The sequence below is a fragment of the Cognatundibacterium jejuense genome, assembly GCF_014284255.1.
In the GTDB taxonomy this organism is placed as follows: Bacteria; Pseudomonadota; Gammaproteobacteria; order Burkholderiales; family Burkholderiaceae_D; genus Undibacterium; species Undibacterium jejuense.
In genome coordinates this window covers 167,035-186,624 of sequence record NZ_JACOFV010000003.1, presented here as the reverse complement: position 1 = coordinate 186,624, position 19,590 = coordinate 167,035, and the positions used below count along the sequence as shown (strand labels likewise).

Genomic DNA, 19,590 nt, shown 5'->3' with positions numbered 1-19,590 from the left:
CAACGTGGTGTTCTGGTCAGACATTTCTCTGACGTAGTTGAGCACTTGCTTGATTACTGTGAGCGTAGCGGGTGAATCGTGTCTCCTCCACCATTTGCCCGCTGAATCCCAACATCAGACATGGAAGGTGTTTATGAAAACGATCATCCGCTATAGCGCCTGTATTCTGGCCACAGGTATCGTCTTTGCTTCCGGCTACATGCTTGGACAACAGCACGGGATAGAGCAAGTATCGAATCGTCATCTGACAGATATGTCGAATCTAATCAGCGATTCCGAACCAGCAGAAAAAGACCTGATCACGCAAATGCCACGCCGCAAACCTTCAATGTTGATGTGAATTTCTCAGTTGCTTTAATCAATTCGCTTCTGCGTGTGCGGATCAAATCTGTGCATGCTATCAAAGGTAAATCCTGCCGTCGTCTTCTGCCCAACGCTCACTGGCGTTCCCACAGGTGCACGTACAACAACTTGCTGACCGGCGCAGCGTCCATGAATCAATAAATCGGCACCTAAAGACTCCACCAGTTCGACCTCAAATGGTAAGCCAGGCATACCGATAAATAAATGTTCAGGACGCACACCGAGTATAGTTTCGGTATCGGCCTCAGTCTGACGTTGCAGATGCAAAGGATGGAATGGCAATTCGAATTTAACCTCGCCTATCGTCATCCAATGTCCATCGCTACTGATTTTACCTTGCAGCAGATTCATTGGCGGCGAGCCGATAAAGCTCGCTACAAAACTCGTGGCTGGCCTGGAATAGACTTCATCTGGTGTACCAATTTGCTCTGCCACGCCACCATTCATCACAATCATGCGCTGCCCTAAGGTCATCGCTTCCACCTGATCATGCGTGACATATAAGCTGGTCGTTGCCAATGCTTTATGCAGTTTCTGAATTTCCAGGCGCATTTGCACACGTAACTTGGCATCCAGATTTGACAATGGCTCATCAAACAAAAAGACCGCTGGTTCACGCACAATTGCACGCCCCATCGCTACTCGCTGACGTTGGCCACCAGACAGAGCGCGGGGCGTACGATCGAGTAAATTTTCCAGTTCAAGAATCTTGGCGGCCTTATTAACGCGGTCTGTAATTTCCAGTTTTGAATAACCGCGTATCTTCAAGCCATACGCCATGTTTTCAAAAACACTCATGTGCGGGTACAGCGCATAGTTCTGAAACACCATCGCAATATCGCGGTCTTTTGGCTCCAGGTCATTGACGACTCTGTCACCGATCACTACATCGCCTTCGCTAATTTCTTCGAGACCAGCGATCATGCGCAACAAACTCGACTTACCGCAGCCTGAAGGACCAACGATAACGACAAACTCACCATCATCAATATCGACAGAAACACCATGAATCACATTCACTGCTTTTTTGCCGTGACCGTATATTTTTTTTACGTTTTTTAAGTGGACTTGTGCCATCTTCACTCTCTATACAAATTCTTTATTTTGCGGGTTGCTCGCTGCGAAAAAAAGCCATTATTTTTCTGAGTCAACCAATCCTTTGACAAACCATTTCTGCATCAAGATGACAATCAATCCCGGTGGCAGCATCGCCAACAATAGAGTGGTCATGACCAGATTCCATTCGACAGCAGCGTCGCCACCAGCAATCATGCGCTTAATCCCGACACCAATCGGATACATATTTTGGTCAGTCGCCACCAACAATGGCCATAAGTACTGATTCCAGCCATAAATGAACATGATCACAAACAGTGCCAGCAAATTAGTACGTGATAAAGGCCAGATCACATCTTTAAAGAAGCGTAATGGTCCCGCGCCATCGATGCGCGCAGCTTCGGCCAGCTCGTCAGGAATTGTCAAAAAAAACTGCCTGAAAAGAAAGGTCGCTGTTGCTGAAGCAATCAGGGGTACAGTCAAACCGGCGTACGAATTGAGCATACCAAGATCAGAAATGACTTTATAAGTCGGATTAATCCTGACTTCGACTGGCAACATCAGGGTCAGAAAGATCATCCAGAAAAATAAACGTCTGCCCGGAAAGCGGAAATACACCAAAGCAAATGCAGACAACATAGAAATCGAAATTTTTCCAACGGCAATCAGCAATGCAGAGGCAAGGCTTACCCACAACATACGCGCAACCGGATTAATATCTACATTGGCACTCGCACCGCCATTGAGCACTGTCACAATGTTATGCCATAGCTGATCGCCGGGAATTAAAGAAATCGGTGCTAGTGCTGCCTGGTCGGAGGTTTGCGTGCTGGCGACAAATGCAATGTAAATCGGAAATGCAATCAGCAACACACCAAAGATCAAGACGAAGTGACTCAGCGCATCCAGAAAAGGTCTACGTTCTATCATGTTCAATACTGCACTTTCTTTTCTACATACTTAAACTGCACTACTGTCAGCACAACCACGATCAACATCAAAATAACAGACTGCGCCGCAGCGCTACCAAGATCACCGCCTTTAAAGCCATCATTAAACACTTTAAACACGAGAATCTCGGTTTCTTTACCTGGACCACCCTGCGTCGTGGCTTCTACGATCGCAAATGTATCAAAGAACGCATACACAATATTGACGACTAACAGAAAAAAACTGGTCGGTGTCAGTAAAGGCAGAACGATAGAAAAAAAACGCCGAACCGGTCCGGCACCATCAATTGCGGCTGCTTCAATCAAGGATTTTGGAATCGACTGCAACCCAGCAAGGAAAAATAAAAAGTTATAGCTGATCTGCTTCCACACTGCCGCTAACACGATCAAAATCAACGCATGCTGGGCATTCAGCAAATGGTTCCATTCAATACCAACGTGGCGCAACAAATGGGCAACAACACCGAGCGTAGGATTAAGCAAGAACATCCATAAAACACCGACAACAACGGGGGACACGGAATACGGCCAGATCAGCAACGTTTTATAGACAGCTGCACCGCGTACCACGCGATCAGCAAACACGGCGAGAAGCAAGGATATGCCCAGCCCCAATACCGCCACTAACACGGAAAATATGCCTGTCGTTTTAAACGAAGTCAGATAGCTGGGGTCGGCAAATAAGGTGTTGAAATTATCCAGCCAGACAAACTCACTGGACAATCCAAATGCATCTTGTAGCAAAACTGATTGATATAGCGCTTGTGCTGCCGGCCAGAAAAAAAATAAAACTGTCACAATGAGCTGCGGTGCCAATAAAGCGTAGGGCACCCATCGTGAGCGAAAACGCGCTCGTTTTTCCAAGAATCACCTTCTGATAAAAATAGTCAAATCAAGACAATCGATACAACCGATACAATCATTAAGCACGATATTAATTGCAGTATCGAACTTAAAAAGTCCCCTCACTTTTAGTGTCATCGCGAGAGCATTTGCTTGTACCCAGCGCAAAAGCTATCGCGACGATATCATGAGGTCGCTTATTTATTAGCTTTTTCGAAGCGAGATAATAAATCATTACCCCGTGTTACGGCTGCATCTAAGGCTTCTTTCGCTGTCTTTTTTCCGGTCCAGACAGATTCCAATTCTTCATCAATCACAGTACGGATTTGTGGAAAGCTACCCAGACGGATGCCACGTGACTTATCTGTCGTTTTTACCACCATTTGCTGAACCGCGACTCCTGTGCCTGGATTTTTTTCATAGAAGCCAGATTTTTTAGTCAATTCATACGCAGCCGTGGTGATTGGCAAATAGCCCGTTTCTTGATGCCATTTAGCTTGTACTTCGGGTTGCGATAAGAACTTATAAAATTTAGCAACACCTTTGTATTCTTCATTCTTCTTACCACCCATGGTCCATAAAGAAGCGCCGCCAATAATCGTATTTTGTGGTGCCCCTGGTACGTCGGAATAATATGGTAAAGCACCCACACCAAATTTAAATTTGGCATTTTTGACGATCACGCTATAGACAGAGCTCGATGAAGTCAGCATCGCGCATTCACCCGAATAAAACTTCGCATCAGCTTCGCTCTTACGGCCTGCATACACAAAATAGCCTTGCTTAGCCCAGTTCGCCATATCTTCGATATGTCTGACGTGCAGAGGGCTATTGAATTTCAGACGCGCATCGAGTCCACCGAAACCATTATTTTTTGATGCGAAATCAACGTTATGCCATGCTGAAAAATTTTCCAGCTGGATCCAGGTTTGCCAACCAGTGGTGTAAGGGCATTTACTACCAGCGACTTTCAGGCGCGCGGCATCGGAAATCATTTCCTGCCACGTTGTCGGCGGTTTGTTCGGATCAAGCCCTGCTTTGGCAAACAACTCTTTATTATAGAAAAGCACCGTCGTTGAACTATTAAATGGCAACGACAACATCTGGCCGTTTGGCGCGGTGTAATAGCTAGCCACCGCCGGAATATAGACTGATGGTTCAAACTTTTCGCCAGCAATTTTCATCACTTCGGATACTGGCTTGATGGCGCCTTTAGCATACATCATGGTCGCCGTACCGACCTCGAATACTTGTAAAATATCCGGCGCATTTCCAGCACGAAAGGCAGCGATCGCGGCCGATAAAGATTCATCGTATTCACCTTTGTAAACCGGGGTAACCTTATACTCAGACTGGCTTTTATTGAATTCATCGGCCAGGTTATTGACTCTGTCACCCAGAGCACCTGTCATTGAATGCCACCAACTTATTTCGGTTACTGCTAAGGCGGGAGCGGCTTGTGTCAGCATCAACGCGGCCGAGGCAGCCAAGCCAAATTGTCGTAAAAATTTCATGTAATTTCCTGGAGTACAGATAATGAGCAGGACACTTGCAATAAATGGTCATCAGCAAGGCTCTTAAGGGTGTGCCAGTTGAAACCTTCACCTGGGCGCATTCAGCGCCTGGTTTGCAAAATACCTGATTAAATAAATAGATCGGCTAAGATAGCATTGAGACCACTTGATGTATAGAGGACTTATAATTCCATTTGATTGAAACAACAAACAAGTAAAAATGAACGCTTTTGTTACCCGTTGTCATTGGTATGTCAAATTAGTACGCTTAGATAAACCCATAGGAATTTTATTGCTATTGTGGCCTACTCTGGTGGCGCTGTGGTTTGCTTCCGCCGGTAAGCCAGATTGGAAACTTGTCTTCATTTTTAGTGTTGGAACCGTCTTGATGCGGTCCGCAGGTTGTGCGGTCAATGATTTTGCAGATCGCGATTTTGACAAGCACGTGAAACGTACTGCGGAGCGGCCACTGACGAGTGGCAAAATTTCAGGTAAAGAAGCACTGGCGGTGGCTGGAATTTTAGCTCTGATCTCGTTTGCGTTAATCCTGCCTTTGAATACATTAACCAAGCAACTTTCAGTGTTTGCGGTATTGATCGCCGTAAGTTACCCGTATTTCAAACGCTTTTTTGCACTCCCTCAGGCTTATTTAGGGATCGCGTTTGGCTTTGGCATACCTATGGCTTATGCGGCGGTTCAAAATGCTGTTCCTATGAGCGCCTGGATATTACTGCTTGCCAACGTGTTCTGGTCACTGGCGTATGACACTGAATATGCGATGGTCGATCGTGATGACGACTTAAAAATAGGCATCCGCACTTCGGCAATAACGTTTGGTCGCTACGATGTGCTGGCGGTGATGTTGTGCTACGGCGCAAGCTTCTCCTTGATTTCTGTGATTGCGCACCAATATGGTTTAAGTAGCTGGTTTTTTGTAGGAATGGGTGTAGCAGTCGTTTGTGCGCTCTACCATTACACACTCATACGTGAACGTGATCGCATGCGCTGCTTCGCAGCGTTCAGGCATAACAATTGGCTGGGAGCCGCAATCTTTGCTGGTGTTGCACTTGACTATGCATTAAAGTAAAAGTCTGTATTTGCACAGGCAAGCATAATTCCTGGCAAGATATCTCATCCGCCCCTGCAGTTTGACCAGCACATGGTGCCGGATGACGTAAGGTGAACATAGCAACAATTGCATTGCTTTTTGATCTACCGCAAGTGTCGCAAGTCAAGTTGTACCTAGACTGAATCTGGATGTTTTATCTAAAACCAATTTAAAGGAACGAAGATGAGCTCTGTAGAACAGCAAAAAGACAAATTAATGGACGATTTGCATCAAGTTATACGTGATGCAGAAGACATGCTCAAAAACACTGAGCAACAATCTGGCGAAGGCTTTAAAGCAGCGAAAGCACGGTTTGAACATACCCTGAGAAATGCCAAAGCTGAACTGGCACGCGTTGAAGAACTCGTTGTAACCCGCACCAAAGACGCCGCCCGCGCAACCGATGTGTATGTCAAAGAAAACCCATGGCAATCTGCTGGTATCGCAGCCGGCGTGGGATTGCTAGTAGGGTTGTTGATCGGTCGCAATAAATAAATATGGCGATTCTTGACTCGCTAGGCCAACTGGCGGCGACCTTCATTGGCATCGTCCATACCAGGCTGGAACTGGCATCAGTAGAGATCGAAGAAGAATTGGGACGTTTTTTCTCACTTCTGCTTTGGTCTCTCGTCGCCCTTTTTTGCGCTTGTTTTGCGCTAGTTTTGCTCGCGGTACTGTTAATTGCGGTATTTTGGGAAAGTCACAGAATTATTGTCGTTACCGGCATGATTTCTGTTTTCTCCGCTGCTGCGCTGGGTTTGGGATTTTGGTTGAGGGCTCAGTTTGTTAAAAAACCGCGTTTACTTTCGCTCACATTATCAGAGCTAAGCAAGGATGCCTCTGCACTGCATGGCAATTCTTCACGCTCACCGATAGATTAACGAATTGATGACTATGAACCCGAATCAACTTGCGCAACGCCGCGAAGCTTTGTTAATTAAGATTCGGGCACAAAGGCAAGTACTCACTTTGCAAACGCAAGAGATCAGACAATCGCTCGATATTGCAGAATTTAGCTATCAGTGTGCTAGCAGCGTCATAACAAAAGTCAAACAACAGCCACTGGCAGCAATTGCAATTGCTGCAGTAGTATTTGTCATCAAACCAACTCGTATTGCGTCACTCTCAAGAACCGCGCTTAAAACCTGGCAAATATGGAAAACAATCGTGCCAGTGATTAAACGATTTAAGTCAGAGTCGAAAAATTCTCCCTGAAACCGCTTTATCTCAATGGACGGCGTGCGCTACTGAACGCTAATTGGCCATTCATTTTCTTGGCAGCAAACAGCCAGAGCCGTTCGTTATTATCTCCAGGGCGAGCGCCCTCCCACACCAATTCCCAGTTTTTATCATGCATATGTTCTGGCTTCTGTTTTTGAAATCCATTAATTAACAGATAATCGCAGCTAGTATCAGGAATGTTCTCTTGTCTATAGGTTGTAATGCCAGCAAAATATCTGAGCATCGCTCTTTCAGACTCACCTAAATCTTTACTCGCCATACAGTCAAAATTACCTGGCAATGCGGTTTGCATGGAAGAAAAAACACTACGATAGCTTTTCGCATGATCAACCCAGGGCATAAGCAATTGACTCATCAACATCCAGCTCAAACCCAGGCCAGCAACCCAGCTGACTAAACCGCGACCTTGAATTTTAGAGAGCGATCCAAGTCCGGCAAAGGCCAAGGCAGTTAAACCGAAGGCAAAAACAACATGCCAGAATTCAAAATGCGGTACAAATTCTCTTGGCAAGACTCTAAGCAAGAACATCCATTCTGGTGGAGATCCATTAATAGTCATGAGAGCCCACACCAACCAGATAAAGCCAATGACAAATCCAAAAATCATTCTTGCAGACCAATCCCAGATCTTATCCACACTTGCAGCCAGATTTCGAGCTGCAGGAGCGGCAATCAAAGCAATCGGCAAAAGCAAAGGCAGCGCGTAATTGTCACGCGCCGATGCTGCGCGCCATAACACGAGAAGCATAATCGCAAATACCAATCCACAAGCTTGTATCGCGGATGAAGTAAACAGGGAAGCGCGCTGACGCCATAGGGTAATCATTGCCAGCGGCATAGCTGGAAAAGCAAACCATGGTAAGGTGGTAATCCAAAAACCTTCCGTATGCGGAGCACCCAATTGCGCCACCGAAAAGCCAAAAAAACGTCCCACGTTATTGAGCCAAAACCAATCCATAAACAACGTGGGTGAGCGATGATACAAGCATACTGGCCAAATCAATAGCCACGGTGCAGAATATAACATCGCTAATTTTAAGACCTGCCAGTAGCTAGACTTACGCCACTGTTTGAATAAGAGCGGTAATAAAGCGACTGTCAGACCAAATACACCAAGCGCCAACACCCCTTTTGCCATAAACCCAATACCAACACCAGTTCCCAGCAATGCACCTGAGCGATGCGGGTTTTCATCAATGTGTACGAAACCCGCCGTAGCGACCGCAAAACCTGTCAACAAAGGCACGTCAGTTAACATCATGTGCGAATGCAATACCAGACCGAGGCAACCCAATAAAGAAAGAACGGCATAACGCCCGTAACCACGGCCCCACCATTGGCGTGCAGCCCAACCAGCAGCAATGCAGGTTACCGACATAAATATACCAGTCGCCAATCTTGCGCCATCATGCAATGCCAGCCACGGCGAGAAGGTTTTTGCCATGATAGTGGCAAGCCAATAATACAACGGTGGCTTTTCCATAAATGGTTCACCAGCCATGGTCGGAACAATCCAATCACCTGTTTCGAGCATGTGATGAATGATTCCGAAAATATATGTTTCGTCTTGCTTCCAAGGATCATGACCGATCAAACCCGGAACAAGGTACATTGATACTAGCAACAGTAATGCAATCCATGTCCAATCAAAAGACGCGAGAAGGCGTCTTGGACGTTCCAAGGAAAATGGCGCTTTTATGCTATTCAGAATGTATGTGTTCTGATAACCATTGCCGGCAGTAGCCTGAAGCAAAGATGTAAAGAAACTGCGAAACCAAACAAAAAATTCCATACAAAAGCCAATAAAAGTGCAATGGGGTTTGTGCGGTTTACTTTTTTGATTTCTCAGAAACTAAGAAACTTTCACCTGAAGGTGGTAAAGCGCAACACTTGGGGAGGATGTTACAATTGTTACAACTAACAGCATTAATCAACTATCAGTATCACATTGTATCCCATTGAGACAAAATTTTACGTTTGCACTTAACAAATAAGAGCCCAGATTCTAACTAGATGATAATAAAAACAACGCCAATTAAATTTAAGGCAAAAAAAATGAAGCCAACCATGAATGGACAGCTTCATTTACCACGTTAAAATTATCGTTAATGCAACTTATTCTAAGAAACAATCTTTATTGGTTTGTAGCAATTTGTATTAATTTTTCACTATTTATTCTTATTTACATTCATTAATTTTGTTGGCCAAACTCTTCTCCGAGTTCAGCTGCCCTGCTGGCAGCTACTTTAATCGCACGAATAATATGAGATTTGACGCCGTCCGCCTCCATACTGCTTAAGGCGGCATAAGTCGTACCGCCTTTAGACGTGACTCGTTCACGCAAAATAGATACGGCGTCACCAGAATGCATGGCTAGCTGGGCTGCACCTTCAAACGTTGCAACGGCAAATTGCTTGCCTTGCTCGGCACTTAGTCCTAGCTCTTGAGCGGCCTGCTGCATTGCTTCAATGAAATAGAATACGTATGCTGGACCACTGCCAGAAATAGCAGTCACCACGTCGATCAGTCTTTCCTCCTCGAACCACGCTGTAGAACCAACAGCCCGTAAAATTTCGTCTGCACACTGTTTTTCTGTTTCGCTCACTCCTGGCAACGCATACAAACCGGTAACACCTTTGCCGATTAAGGCGGGCGTATTCGGCATTACACGCACAATTTTGCTGTATGAATTTAACCAGCGTGAAATATCAGTAACACGTATGCCAGCAGCGATAGAGATCAATAATTGGTGCTTGATGTGCGCTGACAACGCTCCGACAACGTCCCTTAACTGCTGTGGTTTTACAGCGAGAATGATGACATCCATTTGTTGCAAGTGATGATCGATGCTTAGCGATGTACTAACGCCGAATTCCGTTTCCAAGCGGGTCAGCATTGCCTGACTTACATCTACTACATGAATATGTTTCGCAGGGACATCACCTTGCAACAGGCCACCAATCAAGGCAACCGCCATGTTGCCTCCGCCGATAAAGCCGATCTTCAATTTACTTTGCATAATTTCTTCTCCCGAAAATTGCCGTACCTATTCTGACCATGGTGCTACCTTCCGCGATTGCCGCATGTAAATCGCTGCTCATTCCCATTGATAAGGTATCTAATACGATACCGTGCTTACAGATTTCATCCTTGAGCTGCTTCAAATGTCTGAACGCTAATCGCTGTTGTTGCTCATCTTCGGTTGCTTCCGGTACAGCCATCAGTCCACGCAACTTAAGTCTGGGAAGTTGCGCGATTTTAAGCGCCAATGACAGCGCATCTTGCGGCAATACCCCGCTTTTACTCACTTCGCCACTGATATTGACCTGCAAACAAATATTCAAAGCTGTTAAATCGGCCGGACGTTGTTCAGATAAACGCTGCGCAATTTTTTCTCTGTCAACAGAATGTACCCAGGAGAAGTTCTCTGCAATCGGTTTAGTTTTATTACTTTGTATAGGCCCGATAAAATGCCACTCCAGTTTCAAGTCTGGCGAATGCTGCTGGATAAAATCAATTTTTTCCAACGCTTCCTGGAGATAATTTTCACCAAAAGCCATCTGTCCGCAGCTGGCAGCATCTAAAATAGCATCTGCACCAAAGGTCTTAGAAACAGCCAACAAACGCACTTGTTCTGGTGAACGTCCGGAATCGAGTGCAACAAGTTGAATATCAGCAAGTACGGCTTGCAAGTTGTCGGAAATTAAGGACATAATCAAGGAATCTCGTTTCTAAATTTTTAGTTGGAATTTGGTCACTTTTTGCTATACCCATCCAAAATCAGGCTTGTATTACAACGATCATCAGCGACACTCTCATTACCGGAATTATAAATGGACATTTCTGAACTCCTTGCGTTCTCCGTCAAGAATAACGCGTCTGACCTTCACTTATCTTCCGGCTTGCCACCGATGATACGGGTACATGGCGACGTCCGACGTATTAATTTGCCGCCATTGGAGCACAAAGACGTACATGAGTTGATTTATGACATCATGAATGACTCGCAGCGCAAGACCTATGAGGAACATCTGGAGTGTGATTTTTCCTTTTCAATTCCAGGTCTGGCACGTTTCCGTGTGAATGCGTTCAATCAGGAGCGAGGTCCGGCGGCTGTTATGCGTACCATTCCATCGAAAATCCTTTCGCTGGAACAACTCAACACACCTAAAATTTTTGCCGAATTGGCACTCAAACCACGGGGCCTGGTGCTGGTTACCGGGCCGACAGGTTCTGGTAAATCTACGACCCTGGCGGCGATGGTGAACCATTTGAATGAAAATGAATATGGCCACATACTGACTGTCGAAGATCCGATTGAATTTGTGCATGAGTCAAAAAAATGCCTGATCAACCAACGTGAAGTAGGCCCCCACACCATGTCGTTTCAAAACGCGTTGAAGTCGGCATTGCGTGAAGATCCTGACGCGATTCTGGTGGGTGAATTACGCGATCTGGAGACTATACGACTGGCGTTGACCGCCGCGGAAACAGGTCACTTGGTATTCGGTACTTTACACACCTCTTCTGCGGCAAAAACGATCGATCGTATTGTCGACGTATTTCCTGCCGAAGAAAAAGAAATGGTGCGATCCATGCTGTCAGAATCTCTGCAAGCAGTGATCTCACAAACGTTATTAAAAACCAAGGATGGCTCTGGCCGCGTAGCCGCCCATGAAATCATGTTGGGTACACCAGCGATTCGCAATTTAATCCGCGAAGCAAAGATTGCCCAAATGTACTCAGCAATTCAGACTGGTAGCAGTATCGGCATGCAAACACTGGATCAAAATTTGACTGATCTCGTCAGACGAAATGTAATCTCAGTAGGGACGGCACGCAGCGCAGCCAAAATCCCGGACAATTTCCCAGGTTAATTGATTGAAGTACATTTTGAGCAAATAGGACAAGAACAACAATGGAACGCGATCAGGCAACCAAATTTATGCATGACCTGTTAAGGCTCATGCTGACTAAAAATGGCTCGGATTTATTCATCACAGCAGATTTCCCGCCCGCATTTAAAATTGATGGCAGAGTAACTCCCGTCTCAAATCAACCGCTAACACCTGCGCACACGGTCGATCTGGCGCGCGCTATCATGAACGATAAACAGGCGTCAGAGTTTGAGTCAACCAAAGAATGTAATTTCGCAATCAACCCTGCGGGTATGGGGCGCTTTCGCGTTTCCGCATTCATGCAGCAGGGGCGCGTTGGCCTGGTTCTGAGAACCATTACCACCGCCATTCCTAAATTAGAAGACTTAGGCTTGCCTGAGCATTTGAAAGAAGTCGCTCTGACCAAGCGCGGTCTGGTGATCATGGTGGGTTCAACTGGCTCAGGTAAATCAACCACGCTGGCAGCGATGGTTGGACATAGAAATAAGAATAGCTATGGCCACATCATTACGATCGAAGACCCGATTGAATATGTGCATCCACATGGCAACTGTATTGTTACGCAGCGAGAAATCGGAATCGATACCGAAGATTGGGGTGCAGCACTGAAAAATTCTCTGCGTCAGGCACCGGATGTAATACAGATCGGCGAAATCCGCGATCGTGAAACCATGGATTTTGCTGTCGCCTTTGCCGAAACCGGCCATCTTTGCCTTGCCACCTTGCACGCCAACAGCTCGAATCAGGCCTTAGATCGTATTATCAACTTTTTCCCTGAAGAGCGCCGTGCGCAATTGCTGATGGACTTGTCTTTAAATCTGAAAGCCGTCATTTCACAACGTCTGATTCCTGTCAAAGGTCGCAAAGGCAGGATTGCAGCGGTGGAAGTGCTGTTAAACACACCTCTCATTTCCGATCTGATTTTCAAAGGCCAGGTGCATGAGATGAAAGAGATTATGAAAAAATCTCGCGAACTCGGCATGCAAACCTTTGATCAGGCGCTGTTTGATTTACATGAAGCAGATAAAATCACCTATGAAGATGCATTGCGTAACGCGGATTCCGTCAACGAATTACGCTTAGCAATTATGCTGCAGGGTAAAGATGCAAAAGACCGCGATCTCTCTGCAGGAACCAATCACTTAGGGATATTGTAAGTATGAATGCACTCGATTTTAACGCTAAGAATTTGCAAGGTCAGGATATTGATCTGAAGCAGTATTTGGGTCAGGTCGTGTTAGTCGTCAATACCGCCAGCAAATGCGGGTTTACGCCGCAGTACCAAGGTCTGGAGCAGGTCTATCAACAATTCAAAGACAAAGGTGTCGTTGTACTTGGTTTCCCATGCAATCAATTCGGTCATCAGGAGCCAGGTACTGCGGATGAAATCGGCAGTTTTTGCGAAAAAAATTACGGCGTTACTTTTCCCTTGTTTGAGAAAATTGACGTCAATGGCGATGCTGCCCATCCGTTTTTTACGAACTTGAAAAATGAGGCGCCTGGCTTGATGGGTACCAAGGCCATCAAATGGAATTTCACCAAATTTCTGATTAAAAAAGATGGCACAGTATTTCGCCGCTATGCGCCGCAAACCACGCCAGCATACCTGATCGCCGACCTCACTCAACTATTGGCTGAATAAGTCAGCAGTATTATTTTGAGACAACCGCGATTTTAAATTACCCCGAGAAGACGTAGTCCAAACGGTAAGAAAATCGCGGTAATCAATCCTGACAAACCCATCGCCAGTCCGGCAAACGCACCCATTTCCTGATTGATTTGAAACGCTCTGGCAGTGCCTATTCCATGCGCACTAACACCCAAAGCAAAGCCACGAATTGCATGGTCTCTGATTCTCAAAACATCGAGAATACCCGCCGCCATCATGGCACCGAGTATACCGGTGAGCATGACTAAGGCCGCAGTCAAAGAAGGTAGGCCACCTACTTTTTCACTCACACCCATAGCAATTGCCATCGTCACCGATTTCGAAGCCAGAGAAAGCACGGTAACCCGCGAGGCTCCCAATACATTCGCAATTAACATAGCGGTGGCAATCGCCGAAGCACTGCCTAATACCGCTCCCACCAGAAAAGCTTTCCATTGATATCGAAGTCGATTCATCTGCTGATACAGCGGAACGGCCAAGGCTACTGTTGCAGGACCGAGCAGAAAATGCACAAACTGCGCACCAGCGAAATACGTTTGATATGAGGTATGCGTACTCAGCAAAACCGTGACTATCAATGCAACGGAAATCGCAACGGGGTTAGCGAGAGGGCTGAATTTGCATTTGGTATAGATAAAATAAGCGATCTGATAAGCAATCAGCGTGGCGGTCAATCCTAACAAGGGTGACGCAGCGAGATAAACCCAGACCGCCGATAGTTGGTGATTCATTTTTGCAGCCACTTCACACAAACAGCGGTAACTACAATCGATACCGCCGTACTCACAATCAAAGCGATACTCAATGGCAGCCACTCTTCCGTGACCATTTTTCCGTGCACCATGATTCCTACGCCTGCGGGAATAAACAAGAGGGACAAATGTCCTAATAAAGTTTGAACACCGGGAACAAGTTTTGCTACTTCGCTTTTTCTTAGTACGAGGTAAATAAACAAGAACAACATACCAATCACTGGCCCGGGCACAGGTAATCCTGTCGCATAGACCATCCCCTCCCCCAGGCATTGGAAAATCAGTAAAACGGAAAAAGTTCGTATCATTTGTTCCTGGATTTTATTCAGAAAGCGCGGAATTCGCGAGTGCTCTGTCGATGAGTTCTATCCAATGTTTTACTGGCGTTTCCGTTCCCGATTGCAAATGCGTGAGACAACCAATATTGGCGGACAAGACCATGTCTGGCTTTGTCGCGAGCAGATTGTGTAATTTATTATCACGAAGCTGGTAAGAGATTTTTGACTGCAAGACCGAATACGTTCCCGCCGACCCACAACACAAATGGCTATCAGCGCACAATTGCACATCAACGCCCAAGGCCTTGAGCAAGCCTTCGACTTTGCCACGGATTTGCTGTCCATGTTGCAAAGTACAAGGCGGATGCCAGACGATGCGCTGCGATAATTTTCCTTGCAGTTTCTGGACTAATTGCGCTTCAAATTCCGGCAAAATTTCACTCAGATCGCGGGTCAAGGCTGAAATACGTTCCGCTTTTTGTGCATAGTTGGCATCATGCGCCAACATATGGCCGTATTCTTTTACGGTGACACCACACCCCGAGGCCGTCATGACGATGGCCTCAGCCCCCGCTTCTACTAGTGGCCACCATGCATCGATATTTCTGCGCATATCATCTAATGCCGCCTCATGATCGTTCAGGTGGTGACGTATCGCACCGCAACAGCCCGCCTTAGGGGTGACGATCAATTCCACACCAAGACTACTTAGCACACGCGAAGTGGCAGCATTGATATTCGGTGCCATGGCGGGTTGCACGCAACCATCGAGCAGTAACATTTTACGCACATGCGAGGTATGTGCCCAGCTTCCTGATTCCTGCCGGACGGGAACTTTATTCTTCAGACTTTGCGGTAATAGCGGACGCAAACTTTGCCCTAAACGCATGGCAGGCTGAAATATCCATGGTCTTGGCAAGATCGCCTTCAGCGTTTCTCTGACGATTTTTTGTGACAAGGGTCGTTGCACTTGCTGCTCTACAACCTGGCGCCCAATATCGAGCAAACGCCCGTACTGGACACCTGATGGGCAGGTGGATTCGCAATTTCTGCAGGTCAGGCAACGATCCAGATGTTGCTGCGTTTTTTCCGTCGCAGGCTTACCTTCCAGAACCTGTTTAATCAGGTAGATACGACCACGCGGGCCGTCCAACTCGTCGCCCATCAATTGATAGGTTGGGCAAGTCGCCGTACAAAAACCGCAATGCACACACTTACGCAGAATGTCGTCGGCTTCTTTGCCGGCACGTGTATTTTTTATAAAATCAGCGAGATTAGTTTGCATAGCGAATTAAAAGTCCTTGTACAAACGGCCTGGATTAAATATCCCAGCAGGATCAAATGCATCTTTAAGGCGTTGGTGTATGTGGAGCAAAGGCGCAGGCAGCGGCGTAAACACACCGATGCTTTTGTTACCGCCACGGAATAAACTGGCATGACCGCCAGCCGCGCTCGCAGCGGCACGTATGACCTCCGGCGTTTCATCGCTAAATAGCCAACGTTGTGCGCCCCCCCATTCGATCAAGGATTTTCCGGTTAAAGGCAATGCTACGGTTGTGGATGGCACAGACAAACGCCACAAACCATGCTCTTCATCTTGAGAAAAAAAGTCTTGTGTCTGTTCACGTAAAGCAGTCCAATAAGCTGCCGCGTCGTGCATCTCTTCACCGCCCAAAACTTGTCGCGCAGACCGTACTGCTGCCTCGGCACCGGACAATCTGAGCATTAAGCGACCAACATGCCAGCAACTGCCAGAAATTGGTAACGCTTGCCCTGCCCACAGATTCATTTTTTTTATCGCGTCAGCCTCAGATAAAGCAAATACCAAGGTCGTTTCTGCAAAGGGGCGCGGCAGTACCTTGATCGAAATATTTAGAACTAAGCCCAGACTCCCCATTGCTCCCGCTAACAAGCGCGACACATCGTAGCCAGCCACATTCTTCATGACCTGACCACCGAACTCTAAAATTTCGCCTTTGCCATCCATTAAAGTCGCACCAAGAACAAAGTCGCGAACAGCACCAACATAAGGGCGACGAGGACCGGATAAGCCCGATGCCAACATGCCACCCAAGGTTGCGCCGACACCAAAGTGCGGCGGTTCAAAAGCAAGCATCTGATTTTGCTCAGCCAATACGGCTTCGATTTCAGATAAAGGGGTTCCGCTACACGCGGTTAGTACTAATTCGGTTGGCTCGTAAGCAATGATTCCGCGATATAGACGGGTATCTACCACATTCCCAACAGGTTCTTGACCATACCAGGATTTGCTCCCGCCGCCGCGAATCTGCAAGGCGGTGCGCTGCTCCTTTGCCTGCAAAATTTGCTCTCTGAAACCTTGCAAAATAGTCGTCATTTCTGCCATTTTCTCTGTCGTCATCTCTGTCTTCATCAGTCAAATTATTTTTTGTTAGAGATTAAAAACGCGGTAAATCGGGAAATGCCAGGCGTCCTTGCTTGACATGCATGCGGCCATATTCAGCACACCGATGCAAGGTCGGGATCGCCTTATCCGGATTCAATAGAGAGCGGGTATCAAACGCACGTTTGACGGCAAAGAAGGCATCCAGCTCTGCGCGGGAAAATTGCACGCACATCGAATTTATTTTTTCTATGCCAACGCCATGTTCGCCGGTAATGGTTCCACCAACAGTCACGCAGAGCTCCAGAATTTCTGCACCAAATGCTTCGGCGCGCTCGAATTCACCAGGTTGGTTCGCATCAAACATAATCAGAGGATGCAGATTTCCGTCGCCCGCATGGAATACATTTGCACAGCGCAGTCCATATTTGGTCTCCATATGCGTAATGCCGATCAAGACTTCGGCCAGACGTTTGCGAGGAATCGTTCCATCCATGCAGTAATAGTCGGGGGAAATACGACCAGCAGCAGGAAACGCATTTTTACGTCCTGACCAAAAGCGCAAACGCTCTGCATCACTTTGAGATACCGCAATCGCTGTCGCACCGGCTTGTTCAAGCACAGCAGTCATGCGGGCAATTTCTTCTTCCACCTCTTCATTGGTACCGTCAGATTCACACAGCAATATCGCCTCGGCATCAATGTCATAGCCAGCTTTAACAAATGGTTCAACCATACGCGAAGAAGTCTTGTCCATCATTTCTAAACCTGCAGGAATAATGCCTGCTGCAATAACATTCGCCACGGCGTTTCCGCCTTTGACCACATCATCAAACGAGGCCATGATGACACGCGCTACCTGCGGTTTGGGAATCAATTTCACGGTCACTTCGGTGACGATACCTAACATGCCTTCGGAACCAATAAACACGGCTAACAGATCCAAGCCAGGCGCATCCAAGGCTTCACTGCCGAGTTCGACTACGTCACCATCAACGGTGACAACACGCACCCGCAAGACATTGTGTACCGTCAGCCCATATTTAAGGCAGTGCACACCACCAGAATTCTCGGCGACATTGCCGCCTATCGTGCAGGCAATTTGTGAGGATGGATCTGGGGCGTAATATAAATCGTGCGCAGAGACGGCTTCAGAAATAGCGAGGTTGCGCACGCCAGGTTGTACAACAGCTGTTCTGGCATAGGCATCGACTTTGAGAATTTTATTCAGCTTCGCGGTGGACAACACAATGCCATCGGCAATCGGCATCGCACCACCAGACAAGCCCGTACCTGCACCACGCGGCACAATAGGTACTTGCAAACGACGACAAACTTCCAGCGTAGCGATAATCTGTGATTCGTTTTCTGGCAAACAAACGACCATAGGGAGCTGGCGAAATGCCGCCAGTCCATCGCATTCGTAAGGACGGGTATCCTCTTCATTGTGCAACACACAGTGCTCAGGCAACACCTGACGTAAAGCGCGCGCCACGTCTCTTTGCCGCATTGCAAAAATCTGCTCTGAACTGATTTGCTCCATACCGACACCTATTTATTTTTTTATCAGTGTAATCAGCTTTGATTCAGCTTGCGATGAATAGTTTGCGCCAACTTGACTGAATTGTTTTCAACGCATAAAAAAAGGACGCCGCAGCGTCCTTTTTACATGATCATCTATCCGGTAAAATCAGACCGAGAAAGAAGAACCACAACCACAAGTTGTGGAAGCGTTGGGATTTTTAATCACAAACTGTGCACCTTCGAGATCGTCTTTGTAGTCAATCTCAGCGCCAACCAGATATTGGTAGCTCATGGAATCGATCAACAGATGTACGCCATTTTTTGTCATGGTTGTATCATCTTCATTGGTAATTTCATCGAAAGTAAATCCGTATTGAAAACCTGAGCAACCGCCACCCTGCACAAATACGCGCAATTTCAGGTCTGGATTACCTTCTTCTTCAATCAATTGCGCAACTTTAGCAGCAGCGCTTTCAGTAAAAACAATCGGTGCTGGCATTTCGGCAACGGCATTCATTTCTTGCTCCTTCAATCTAAGATACTTCCATTATAGTCCTGCTTGCAAAACTATGCATTGGAAGCCGCCAGCATTAATAAAGCGGGTTCCTGCAAAACATCATGGGTTAATTTACCTGAGACCAAAGCACCGCTTAGCATCTCTAAGGTTTTGTAGTGTACGTCGCCAGAAATTCTGGCTTTCGGCTGCAATTCCAGCAATTCAGTTGAAAAGACGGGGCCGTTAATGACACCATTGACCACCACATGGGCGGCACGAACTTCGCCATCAATGACTGCCTGTTCAGAAATCACCAGCATACTGGATCCATTAACATCAGCGATCACATTGCCACAGATGTGTCCATCGATTCGTAAGCCACCTTTAAAATGAAGATCCCCTTCAATTCTGGTGGTCGCACCAATGAGACTATCTATCGTATTCTTTGCTTTTCGGGTAAACATGAAATTTTCCTTTTTCAGGAAGTATTCAAAATGCGATACTTGCTATTCACGTTTATGCACGTAATACCAGT

Annotated in this window: 22 protein-coding genes; 8 read left to right on the top strand and 14 right to left on the bottom strand. The window is 46.6% G+C overall.

The window, feature by feature from the left end:
* The first annotated feature begins 133 nt into the window (after window positions 1-133).
* Window positions 134-340 carry a hypothetical protein gene (locus tag H8K32_RS05150; RefSeq protein WP_186911405.1) on the top strand — a complete coding sequence of 69 codons (207 nt, stop codon included), beginning with the start codon at window positions 134-136 and terminating at the stop codon, window positions 338-340.
* A gap of 14 nt (window positions 341-354) precedes the next feature.
* Here H8K32_RS05150 and H8K32_RS05145 read toward each other — a convergent pair whose 3' ends face one another.
* The 4 genes from H8K32_RS05145 to ugpB form a co-directional block, all read right to left on the bottom strand.
* Window positions 355-1,440 carry a sn-glycerol-3-phosphate import ATP-binding protein UgpC gene (locus tag H8K32_RS05145; RefSeq protein ID WP_186911404.1) on the bottom strand — a complete coding sequence of 362 codons (1,086 nt, stop codon included), beginning with the start codon at window positions 1,438-1,440 and terminating at the stop codon, window positions 355-357.
* Window positions 1,441-1,497: 57 nt separating this feature from the next.
* Window positions 1,498-2,349 (bottom strand): sn-glycerol-3-phosphate ABC transporter permease UgpE, encoded by an 852-nt coding sequence (ugpE, locus tag H8K32_RS05140; protein ID WP_186911403.1) that lies wholly within the window; start codon window positions 2,347-2,349, stop codon window positions 1,498-1,500.
* Between the two features lie 2 nt (window positions 2,350-2,351).
* Window positions 2,352-3,233: a sn-glycerol-3-phosphate ABC transporter permease UgpA gene (gene ugpA / locus H8K32_RS05135; protein ID WP_186911402.1), complete on the bottom strand. Its 882-nt coding sequence runs from the start codon at window positions 3,231-3,233 to the stop codon at window positions 2,352-2,354.
* Window positions 3,234-3,409: 176 nt separating this feature from the next.
* Window positions 3,410-4,726, bottom strand: coding sequence for a sn-glycerol-3-phosphate ABC transporter substrate-binding protein UgpB (gene ugpB / locus H8K32_RS05130; protein WP_186911401.1), 1,317 nt, complete (start codon window positions 4,724-4,726; stop codon window positions 3,410-3,412).
* Window positions 4,727-4,946: 220 nt separating this feature from the next.
* Between ugpB and ubiA the strand changes: the two genes are divergently transcribed.
* The 4 genes from ubiA to H8K32_RS05110 all read left to right on the top strand — a co-directional run bounded on the left by ubiA (window position 4,947) and on the right by H8K32_RS05110 (window position 7,049).
* Entirely contained in the window at window positions 4,947-5,813 is an 867-nt protein-coding gene (gene ubiA, locus H8K32_RS05125; RefSeq protein ID WP_186911400.1) for a 4-hydroxybenzoate octaprenyltransferase, read from the top strand.
* Window positions 5,814-6,017: 204 nt separating this feature from the next.
* Window positions 6,018-6,329, top strand: coding sequence for an ElaB/YgaM/YqjD family protein (locus tag H8K32_RS05120; RefSeq protein ID WP_186911399.1), 312 nt, complete (start codon window positions 6,018-6,020; stop codon window positions 6,327-6,329).
* A 2-nt stretch (window positions 6,330-6,331) separates the two neighbouring features.
* On the top strand, window positions 6,332-6,715 hold the full coding sequence (locus tag H8K32_RS05115; protein WP_186911398.1) for a phage holin family protein: 384 nt from the start codon (window positions 6,332-6,334) through the stop codon (window positions 6,713-6,715).
* A gap of 13 nt (window positions 6,716-6,728) precedes the next feature.
* Window positions 6,729-7,049, top strand: a complete 321-nt coding sequence (locus tag H8K32_RS05110) for a YqjK family protein (RefSeq protein ID WP_186911397.1) — start codon at window positions 6,729-6,731, stop codon at window positions 7,047-7,049.
* 7 nt (window positions 7,050-7,056) lie between these two features.
* Here the strand turns inward: H8K32_RS05110 and H8K32_RS05105 are convergent, their stop codons facing one another.
* From H8K32_RS05105 to H8K32_RS05095, 3 genes are all read right to left on the bottom strand, one after another.
* Window positions 7,057-8,688 carry an ArnT family glycosyltransferase gene (locus H8K32_RS05105; protein ID WP_222613015.1) on the bottom strand — a complete coding sequence of 544 codons (1,632 nt, stop codon included), beginning with the start codon at window positions 8,686-8,688 and terminating at the stop codon, window positions 7,057-7,059.
* Between the two features lie 579 nt (window positions 8,689-9,267).
* Window positions 9,268-10,095, bottom strand: coding sequence for a pyrroline-5-carboxylate reductase (gene proC, locus H8K32_RS05100; protein WP_186911395.1), 828 nt, complete (start codon window positions 10,093-10,095; stop codon window positions 9,268-9,270).
* Window positions 10,085-10,789, bottom strand: coding sequence for a YggS family pyridoxal phosphate-dependent enzyme (locus H8K32_RS05095; protein ID WP_186911394.1), 705 nt, complete (start codon window positions 10,787-10,789; stop codon window positions 10,085-10,087). The genes proC and H8K32_RS05095 overlap by 11 nt, the downstream gene beginning before the upstream one ends.
* Before the next feature lie 120 nt (window positions 10,790-10,909).
* Here H8K32_RS05095 and H8K32_RS05090 point away from each other — a divergent pair, with 120 nt between their 5' ends.
* Genes H8K32_RS05090 through H8K32_RS05080 form a run of 3 tightly spaced genes read left to right on the top strand, consistent with a single transcriptional unit; the run spans window position 10,910 to window position 13,616 of the window.
* Complete coding sequence (locus H8K32_RS05090; protein WP_186911393.1) at window positions 10,910-11,953, top strand: type IV pilus twitching motility protein PilT; 1,044 nt, start codon at window positions 10,910-10,912, stop codon at window positions 11,951-11,953.
* A gap of 41 nt (window positions 11,954-11,994) precedes the next feature.
* On the top strand, window positions 11,995-13,131 hold the full coding sequence (locus H8K32_RS05085) for a PilT/PilU family type 4a pilus ATPase (RefSeq protein ID WP_186911392.1): 1,137 nt from the start codon (window positions 11,995-11,997) through the stop codon (window positions 13,129-13,131).
* A 2-nt stretch (window positions 13,132-13,133) separates the two neighbouring features.
* Complete coding sequence (locus H8K32_RS05080) at window positions 13,134-13,616, top strand: glutathione peroxidase (RefSeq protein WP_186911391.1); 483 nt, start codon at window positions 13,134-13,136, stop codon at window positions 13,614-13,616.
* 32 nt (window positions 13,617-13,648) lie between these two features.
* Here the strand turns inward: H8K32_RS05080 and H8K32_RS05075 are convergent, their stop codons facing one another.
* The 7 genes from H8K32_RS05075 to H8K32_RS05045 form a co-directional block, all read right to left on the bottom strand.
* Window positions 13,649-14,374, bottom strand: coding sequence for an LrgB family protein (locus H8K32_RS05075; protein WP_186911390.1), 726 nt, complete (start codon window positions 14,372-14,374; stop codon window positions 13,649-13,651).
* Window positions 14,371-14,703, bottom strand: coding sequence for a CidA/LrgA family protein (locus H8K32_RS05070; RefSeq protein WP_186911389.1), 333 nt, complete (start codon window positions 14,701-14,703; stop codon window positions 14,371-14,373). The genes H8K32_RS05075 and H8K32_RS05070 overlap by 4 nt, the downstream gene beginning before the upstream one ends.
* Before the next feature lie 13 nt (window positions 14,704-14,716).
* Entirely contained in the window at window positions 14,717-15,958 is a 1,242-nt protein-coding gene (gene glcF, locus H8K32_RS05065) for a glycolate oxidase subunit GlcF (RefSeq protein WP_186911388.1), read from the bottom strand.
* Between the two features lie 6 nt (window positions 15,959-15,964).
* Window positions 15,965-17,053: a glycolate oxidase subunit GlcE gene (glcE, locus tag H8K32_RS05060; RefSeq protein ID WP_246447132.1), complete on the bottom strand. Its 1,089-nt coding sequence runs from the start codon at window positions 17,051-17,053 to the stop codon at window positions 15,965-15,967.
* Between the two features lie 37 nt (window positions 17,054-17,090).
* A complete protein-coding gene (locus tag H8K32_RS05055; RefSeq protein ID WP_186911387.1) occupies window positions 17,091-18,578 on the bottom strand; it encodes an FAD-linked oxidase C-terminal domain-containing protein in 1,488 nt (495 codons plus the stop codon).
* A 147-nt stretch (window positions 18,579-18,725) separates the two neighbouring features.
* Window positions 18,726-19,076, bottom strand: a complete 351-nt coding sequence (erpA, locus tag H8K32_RS05050) for an iron-sulfur cluster insertion protein ErpA (protein WP_186911386.1) — start codon at window positions 19,074-19,076, stop codon at window positions 18,726-18,728.
* 50 nt (window positions 19,077-19,126) lie between these two features.
* Complete coding sequence (locus H8K32_RS05045) at window positions 19,127-19,519, bottom strand: bactofilin family protein (protein ID WP_186911385.1); 393 nt, start codon at window positions 19,517-19,519, stop codon at window positions 19,127-19,129.
* Window positions 19,520-19,590: the final 71 nt, after the last annotated feature.